The organism is Modestobacter excelsi (genome assembly GCF_005930495.1).
Taxonomy (GTDB): domain Bacteria; phylum Actinomycetota; class Actinomycetes; order Mycobacteriales; family Geodermatophilaceae; genus Modestobacter; species Modestobacter excelsi.
Window position 1 is genome coordinate 24,985 of the sequence record NZ_SJEX01000059.1, and the last position, 7,510, is coordinate 32,494.

The following is a 7,510-nucleotide window of genomic DNA, read 5'->3' on the forward strand; positions in this document are numbered from 1 at the left end:
ATGCCCGAGTTGCCCGAGGTGGAGGCCCTGGCGGCGTTCCTCCGCGAGAACGCCGTCGGCCGTGTGGTCACGCGCGTCGACCTGGCCGCCGTCCAGGCGATCAAGACCTTCGACCCGCCGCTGTCCGCGCTGGCCGGGCTGGAGCTGACCGGCGCCACGCGGCACGGCAAGTTCCTCGACCTCGACGTCTCCGGCCTGCACCTGGTGGTGCACCTGGCCCGGGCCGGCTGGCTGCACTGGCGCAAGGACCTGCCCACCGCGCCGCCCAAGCCGGGCAAGGGGCCGCTGGCGCTGCGGGTGCACCTCGAGCCGCGGGAGGGGGAGCTGCCGGAGGGCTTCGACCTCACCGAGCAGGGCACCCGCAAGGGGCTCGCGGTCTACGTCGTCCGCTCGCCGTCGGAGGTGCCGGGGATCGCCCGGCTCGGCCCGGACGCCCTGGCCGTGGACACCGAGCAGTTCGGCGCGCTGCTGGTCGGGCGGCACACCCAGCTCAAGGGGACGCTCACCGACCAGACCGTGCTCGCCGGCATCGGCAACGCCTACTCCGACGAGATCCTGCACGCCGCCAGGCTGTCGCCGTTCAAGATGGCCGACAAGGTCACCGACGACGAGCTGCTCCGGCTGCACGCGGCGGTGCGGGAGACGCTGACCGACGCGCTGGACCGGCAGCTCGGCCAGCGGGCGGCGACGCTGAAGGGCGAGAAGCGGGCCGGGCTGCAGGTGCACGCCCGCACCGGGCTGCCGTGCCCGGTGTGCGGGGACACCGTCCGCGAGGTCTCCTTCGCCGACACCTCGCTGCAGTACTGCCCGACCTGCCAGACCGGCGGCAAGCCGCTGGCGGACCGGCGGATGTCCAAGCTGCTGCGCTGAGCGGACCGAGGACCCCCTCCCGGGCCGGGGACTCCACTCAGACGGCGTCGAAGCCGACCCGGTCGACCTTGCGGTGGTAGCGGGCGCCGAGGACGCCGCCGAGGACGGCGCCGACCAGCGTCGCGAGCAGGACGGCGACCAGCGCGATGATGCCGGCGGTCGTCGCGCTCCCCTCGTCGACCGGGATGCGCGGCAGGTCCAGGTCGGAGAAGACGTTGTACTCCGACCCGAAGAACACCCCGGCCAGCGCCAGCAGGAGGACCACGACCAGGCCGATCACCCACACCGCGACGCCCTGCTTGACGCCGTCGAAGCGCGCCATCCGACCGGCGACGTAGCCGCCCGCGAGGTAGGCCAGGAAGAGCACGACCAGCAGCGCGATGCCCGCGCCGAGCCCGATGCCCGACGCTGCCGAGTCGGCCGCCTGGTCGACCGAGCTCACCGCGTCGGAGAGGCCGAAGGCGAGGCCGCCGGCCGACAGCAGGGCGATGAGGATGACCGCCATCCCGTTCGCCGACAGCCAGCCGAAGAACGCCGCACCCCAGGAGATCCCGCCGAAGCGGGCCTGCTGCGCGGCGACGACCTGCTGCCGGTCGGTGCGGCCCAGCCCGCGGTGCCGGTCGACGTCGGCGGCGGTGCCGGTGCCTGGCGGCGGGGTGCTCGCGGCGGCCGCGGCGGCCGCGGCGGGGGTGGACCGGATCGTCGGCGTCCGGTCCACCACCGGCGAGGCGATGGTGGTCTCGTCGTCGGCGGTGCCTGTCGTGTCGGCCGGGTGCGGCGCGTCGGCGAGGTGGGTCGTGTCGACGGTGTCCGCCCGGTCGGAGGTGCCGGCGTGCGCCCCGGCCCCGGAGATGGCGTTGGTGTCGCCGGAGGCCCGGTTGCCGCTGAACACGGCGCGGACGGTGTCGGTGACGCGGTTCTGAGCGGCCATGCGAGGACCTCCTGGCTGATCCGTGGCTGGATCGGTGGCTCCCTGGGTGCCCGCCGGCGGCGGATCTCAACCGTGCCGGCCCGGCGCCGGGGACCGGTGCAGGCGACGATGGCGGCATGGCCCTGGTGACCTTCGACCTGTTCAGCGCCCTGATCGACTCGCGCACCGGCGGTTCGGCGGCCTTCGCCGGCCTCGCCGCCACCCACGGGTGGGACGTCGCAGGGACCGACCTCTACGACGACTGGGACGCCCGCAACAAGGCCTCGCAGAAGGACCTCCCGCACGACGACGCCGCCCCGTGGGTCTCCTTCGCCGAGCACTCCCGCCGGGCGCTCGCCGCCACCTACGCCGCCCGGGACCTCGAGGCGGACCCGACCGCGGACGTCGAGGTGCTGCTCGGCTCGCTGCCGGACTGGCCGCTGTGGCCCGATGTCGTGGCCGGGCTCGCCGCGGTGGGCCGCAGCCACCGGGTCGGCGTGCTGTCCAACGTCGACGACGAGCTGTTCGGCCGCACCCGGGCCGCCGCGCTGGTGGCCGCGGACGCCGTCCTGACCAGCGAACGGCTGCGCGCCTACAAGCCGCACCCGGAGCTGTACCGGCGCGCCCGGGACGCCGGGGCGCAGGTGCACGTGCCGGCCTCCGCGCGGGACACCCGCGGGGCGCTGGAGGCCGGGCTGGCCGTCGTCCGGGTGCGCCGGCCCGGGCACTCGGTCGACCCCGCCGGCCCGCAGCCCTCGCACGAGGTCGACGACCTGGCGCAGCTGCCCGCCGTGCTGGCCCGGGTCAGCGCCGGGGGGTGACCCGGCGCAGCGGACCGGTCCGTCGCGGCACCGGCGTCGAGGAGGTCGGCGCGTCGTCGGCCGAGCCGACCGCCGTCCACCAGTCGCGCAGCGGCGGCGGGTCGAGCACGTCGACCCGCTCGCCGGGCTGCGGGACGACGACCTGCACGTCGTGGGCGTCGGCGGCGGCGAGCAGCCGCTGCACCGGCTCGGCCCAGCGGTGGAACGCCAGGTTGAACGTCGCCCAGTGGATCGGCACCAGCACCCGGCCGCCGAGGTCGCCGTGGGCCCGCACCGCCTCCTCCGGGGTCATGTGGATGGCGTGCCAGGCGGCGTTGTAGGCGCCGATCGGCTGCAGGGCCAGGTCGAATGGGCCGAACCGGGCCCCGATGCCGGCGAAGGCCGGGGTGTAGCCGGTGTCGCCGCCGAAGAAGACCCGGTGCCGCGGACCGGTGACCACCCAGGAGGACCAGAGCGTGGTGTCCCGGGGGAAGAACCGGCCGGAGAAGTGCCGCGCCTCGGTGCAGGTCAGGGTCAGGCCGCCGATCGTGGTGGCACCGTCCCAGTCGAGCTCGACGATCCGGTCCTCGGGCACGCCCCAGCGGCGCAGGTGGGCGCCGATGCCCAGCGGGACCACGAACGGCGCGGACTGCTCGCGCAGCAGCGCCCGCACGGTCGGCAGGTCCAGGTGGTCGTAGTGGTCGTGGCTGACCACCACGGCGTCCACCGCGGGCAGCGTCTCCACCGGCGTGGGCGGCGGGTGCAGCCGGGTGGGGCCGATCAGCGGGGACGGCGACACCCGCTCGCCCCACACCGGGTCGACCAGCACCCGCTGGCCGTCGACCTCGAGCAGTGCGCTGGAGTGCCCGAACCAGGTGACCGCCAGCTCGCCGGCCTGCGCGGGCAGGTCGGAGGAGAGCAGCGGGATCGGCCCGCCCGGCAGCCCCTTGTACCGCTCCTCGTGCCACTGCCGGAGCAGCCCGTCCCGGACGTTGGCCGGGCGCAGGGTCGGCGTCGGCATGCTGTTGTGGAACTTCCCGTCGGAGAACTGCGGGGAGCCGGCGACGGTGGGGCGCAGCCGGCGTCGGCTCGCGCCCACGGCGACCGGCAGGCCCCAGGCGGCGCGGACGACCCAGCTGGCGCCGCCGGCGAGGGCGGCGGCGGCGGTGACGGTGGCGGCACGGCGGAGGAACGGCACGTCCCCAGCATCCCCCGAGCAGCTGTGCCCGCGCTCGGCCCCTGCGCCGGCGGGTGAGGCAGGACCACCTGGCCCTGCTCGGGCAGGGTGAGGTCGGCGGTCGAGCGCAGCACCGGCCGGGCCTGCGCCGGGTCCACGCCGTTCACCTGCGTCTCGACGCCGTCCGGGTCGAGGACGGTCGCGCCGGTGAGCCCGGTGGTCCCGGCCACGCCGTGAGCAGCGCGGTCGCCGGCGCTCGCCGGCGTCAGACCAGCGGGACGCTGAGCAGCAGGCCGAACAGCGCGGCGTCCCCGGAGCCGGCGTCGTCCGCCTCCGGGATGACCCCGCGGGTCAGGTCAGCGAGACGGTGACGCCGCTCGGGCCGGCGGTGAACCGGACGTGCGAGAGGTCGGGGGCGTGCGCGTCGGCGTCCAGCTCGTCGTGCGGGTGGGTGTCGCCGACGGCCAGCGTGGTGCACCCCGCCGCGCGGGCGGAGGCCAGCCCCGCCGGAGCGTCCTCGACCGCCAGGCAGCGGGCCGGGTCGAACCCCAGCCGCTGCGCGCCCAGCACGAACGGGTCGGGCGCGGGCTTGCCGTGCTCGACGTCGTCGAAGGTGACGATCTCCCGCGGGCGCGGCAGCCGGGAACCGGTCAGCCGGGCGGCCAGCAGCGTGCGGGTGCAGGAGGTCACGATCGCCACCCGGTCGGGCGGCAGCGCGGCCAGCGCCTCGACGGTGCCCGGCAGCAGCTCGATGCCGTCGGCGGCCACCTCGTTCTCCAGGTGCTCGATCCGGGCCAGCGCGTCGGCCACCCGGTCGGCGGTGAGCAGCGCCGGGACGACCTGGGCCGCCGGCCGCCCACCCAGGTCGGCCAGGTGCGCGGGGTCGACGTCGTGCTCGGTCGCCCACCGCGCCCAGGCCTGCAGCGAACCGGCCATCGAGTCGATGAGCGTGCCGTCCATGTCGAAGAGCACGGCGTCGAAGGTGCGCCCGCCCAGGGCGTCGAGGTCGATCACGGCCTGATCGTCCCAGCCGGGCTGCGGACGGGTGGCACGGCACTGGCAGGGTCGTCGGGGTGTCCACGCCCCTCGGCCCGGCGTTCTGGCGGCTGTACGCGGCCAGCGCCGTCTCCAACCTCGCCGACGGGATCAACCTGGTGGCGCTGCCGCTGCTGGCGGCGACCCTGACCCGTGACCCGGTGCAGGTGGCCGGGCTCACGTCGCTGGCGTTCCTGCCGTGGTTGCTGTTCGCCCTGCCGGCCGGGGCCGTCGTCGACCGGGTCGACCGCAAGCGGGCGATGGCCGCGGCCAACGCCGTCCGGGCGCTGGCCCTGGGGGCGCTGGCGGTCACCGCGCTGACCGGCACGGCGTCGCTCGTCGTCCTCTACGCCGTCGCCTTCGCCGTCGGGGTGGCCGAGACCGTCTACGACAGCGCGGCCCGGGCGATGCTGCCCCAGGTCGTGCGCCGGGAGCAGTTGGACCACGGCAACGGGCTGCTGACCACCGCGGAGGAGGCCAGCCAGGGCTTCATCGGTGCGCCGCTGGGCTCGGTGCTGTTCGCGCTGGCCGTCGCCGCGCCGCTGGTCACCACGGCCGGCGGGTTCCTGCTCGCGGCGGTGCTCGTCGGGGGCATCGCCGGTGCGCACCGGCCGGCGCGGCCCGACGGTCCGCGGACGACGATCCGCCGGGACGTCGCCGAGGGCGTCGGCTGGCTGTGGCGGCACCGGTTCCTGCGCGGGCTGACGCTGGTGTCGGCGAGCACCTCGTTCACCCAGTCGATGACCACGGGCGTGCTGGTGCTGTTCGCCCTGGACACCCTGCACGTCGGCGAGGCCGGTTACGGCCTGCTGCTCACCGCCGCAGGCGTCGGTGCCGTGGTCGGCGGGCTCACCGCTGCACCGCTGGCCCGGGCGGTCGGCCGGACCGCCACGCTGGTCGCCGGGTCGGTGCTCGCCGCCGTCACCCTCGGCGCGATGGCGTTCACCGACGACGGCGTGGTCGCCGGCGCGCTGTTCGCCGGCGGGACGGCGGGGGTGCTGTTCTGGAACGTGCTCACCATGTCGCTGCGGCAGGCGCTGATCCCCGAGGAGCTGTTCGGCCGGGTGCAGGGCGGCTACCGGACGCTGGTATGGGGCGGCATCCCGCTGGGCGCGCTCGTCGGCGGGGTGCTCGCCGACGCGACCAGCGTGCCGACGGTGTTCGCCGTCGCAGGGGCCGCCGAACTCGTGCTCGCCGGGGTGCTCTGGCGGCTGCTCGTCGTCCACCGGGACCTCGTCGCGGGCGCCTTCGACGACGAGGACGAGGACGACTGAGCAGTGGCGGTCGTCGCTGGCGGCGTGTCCGGCCGTGTCGGCGACCACGACTGCCCACTCGGTCCGGGCCGGCCGCTCACGGCTCGCTCACGGGACGACGGTCACCGGCCAGTGGCCCATCCGCACGAGCCGCACCGCCACCGAGCCGATCACCCGGTGCCCGGCCTGCTCCGAGGTGCCGACCAGCACGGCGTCGGCGGGCAGGGCGTCGGCGATCCGGGAGATCTCGGCCACCGGGTCGCCGTGCAGGGTGCGGTAGTCGACGTCGATGCCCAGCTGCTCGGCGGCCAGCAGGATCTCCCGCCGCAGCTCGGCGTCGACCTCGGCGGCGGCCTCCCGGACGACCGCCTGCGCGGCGGGCACCCAGCCGGCCATCGGCGGAGCCGCCTCGGTGACGTGCACCGCGACCAGCCGCGAGCGCTGCCGGCGGGCGAGGCCGGCGGCGTAGGCCGCGGCCCGCAGCGAGGTGGGCGACCCGTCCACGCCGACGAGGATGACGCGGGGGCCGTCGGTGCCCCGTTCGAACGCTCCCGGTGCGGTCACACGCCGATGGTCCTCCGGGGGCCGGCGGTGGAGGGTCAGGCCGAGGCGCGCCGCTGCAGTGCGGCCGCCCGGTCGGTGACGGCAGCGTCGGCGGCGAGGTCGGCCAGCGCCCGGCGCAGGGCGACGCCGAGCCGGTCGGCTCGCACGTGCAGCTCATCGCGCAGCTGCAGGGGCAGCCCCGCGCTGTCCATCGTCGTCAGCCGGGCGAGGTCCTCGGCGAGCACCGCCTCCTGGAACGCCGTCTCGGCGACGACGTCCGCCGGGGCCGGCGCCGCGCCGCCGGGGCCGTGCAGCAGCAGGCAGGTGTGGACCCGCGTCGAGTCGGCGTCCTCGGGCTGCAGCAGGCGCAGCACCGTCGCGACCGCACCGCTGCCCAGCTCCTCCACCCGGAGCAGCAGCTGGAAGGGGGCCCGGTAGCGGTAGGTGACGCGCCGGTGGGCGACGCCCGGGTCGTCGGCCCCCTCCTCCAGGACGCCGCTGAAGCCGCCCGGCTCGGGCGTCACCTCGTACGCGGGCACCTGCTGCTGGTCGGCGGCGTGCCGACGACGGGCGTGCGCCACGTCCAGGAAGGCGTCGGCCAGCAGGCCCGCCGGGGCGGTGCTGCGCGCCGGGGCCAGCCAGGCTGCGGTGGACCGGGCGTCGGTGGTCTCCGGCACGTCCAGCAGCTCGTCCCGCGGTTCGTCGGGGGCGATCCACACCAGGCCGAGCCGTTCGACGACGCCCCAGGCCGGCGGGTCGGCGTCCACCCCGCCGTCACGGCGGTGCACGGTCCAGGTCCGGCCCAGCAGCCGCACCTGGACGTACCCGCCCTCGACCAGGTCCCCGGCCGGCGCGACCGGGTGCCAGGCGTGCTCCAGGGCCGGTTCGAGGTTGCCGAGCACCGGGCCGTCCGGGGTGGGCG

At 76.4% G+C, this 7,510-nt stretch carries 7 protein-coding genes and 1 pseudogene; 3 read left to right on the plus strand and 5 right to left on the minus strand.

The features are described from left to right. Positions 1-870 (plus strand): Fpg/Nei family DNA glycosylase, encoded by an 870-nt coding sequence (locus FHL80_RS17690; RefSeq protein WP_138734691.1) that lies wholly within the window; start codon positions 1-3, stop codon positions 868-870. A 37-nt stretch (positions 871-907) separates the two neighbouring features. On the opposite strand, the gene FHL80_RS26365 is transcribed toward FHL80_RS17690, so the two are convergent. Further along, the gene (locus FHL80_RS26365; RefSeq protein WP_246078764.1) at positions 908-1,801 is read right to left on the minus strand and encodes a hypothetical protein; all 894 of its coding nucleotides are present in this window, start codon (positions 1,799-1,801) and stop codon (positions 908-910) included. A gap of 116 nt (positions 1,802-1,917) precedes the next feature. On the opposite strand from FHL80_RS26365, the gene FHL80_RS17700 reads away from it, so the two are divergent. Beyond that, a complete protein-coding gene (locus FHL80_RS17700; RefSeq protein ID WP_138734692.1) occupies positions 1,918-2,601 on the plus strand; it encodes an HAD family hydrolase in 684 nt (227 codons plus the stop codon). Here FHL80_RS17700 and FHL80_RS17705 read toward each other — a convergent pair. Both FHL80_RS17705 and FHL80_RS17710 read right to left on the minus strand, forming a co-directional pair. Further along, positions 2,585-3,778 (minus strand): MBL fold metallo-hydrolase, encoded by a 1,194-nt coding sequence (locus FHL80_RS17705; protein WP_138734693.1) that lies wholly within the window; start codon positions 3,776-3,778, stop codon positions 2,585-2,587. The genes FHL80_RS17700 and FHL80_RS17705 overlap by 17 nt on opposite strands. Positions 3,779-4,108: 330 nt before the next feature. After that, a complete protein-coding gene (locus FHL80_RS17710) occupies positions 4,109-4,771 on the minus strand; it encodes an HAD-IA family hydrolase (RefSeq protein WP_138734694.1) in 663 nt (220 codons plus the stop codon). A gap of 59 nt (positions 4,772-4,830) precedes the next feature. Here FHL80_RS17710 and FHL80_RS17715 point away from each other — a divergent pair, with 59 nt between their 5' ends. After that, a complete protein-coding gene (locus tag FHL80_RS17715) occupies positions 4,831-6,066 on the plus strand; it encodes an MFS transporter (protein WP_138734695.1) in 1,236 nt (411 codons plus the stop codon). An 87-nt stretch (positions 6,067-6,153) separates the two neighbouring features. Here FHL80_RS17715 and FHL80_RS17720 read toward each other — a convergent pair whose 3' ends face one another. Beyond that, on the minus strand, positions 6,154-6,609 hold the full coding sequence (locus tag FHL80_RS17720; protein ID WP_138734696.1) for a universal stress protein: 456 nt from the start codon (positions 6,607-6,609) through the stop codon (positions 6,154-6,156). A gap of 35 nt (positions 6,610-6,644) precedes the next feature. Next, positions 6,645-7,510: pseudogene (locus tag FHL80_RS17725) on the minus strand ((2Fe-2S)-binding protein); the annotation flags it as partial.

Coding starts and splice junctions, on each gene's coding strand:
- FHL80_RS17690 (WP_138734691.1), top strand. CDS start 1: ATGCCCGAGTTGCCCGAGGTGGAGGCCCTGGCGGCGTTCCTCCGCGAG.
- FHL80_RS26365 (WP_246078764.1), bottom strand. CDS start 1,801: ATGGCCGCTCAGAACCGCGTCACCGACACCGTCCGCGCCGTGTTCAGC.
- FHL80_RS17700 (WP_138734692.1), top strand. CDS start 1,918: ATGGCCCTGGTGACCTTCGACCTGTTCAGCGCCCTGATCGACTCGCGC.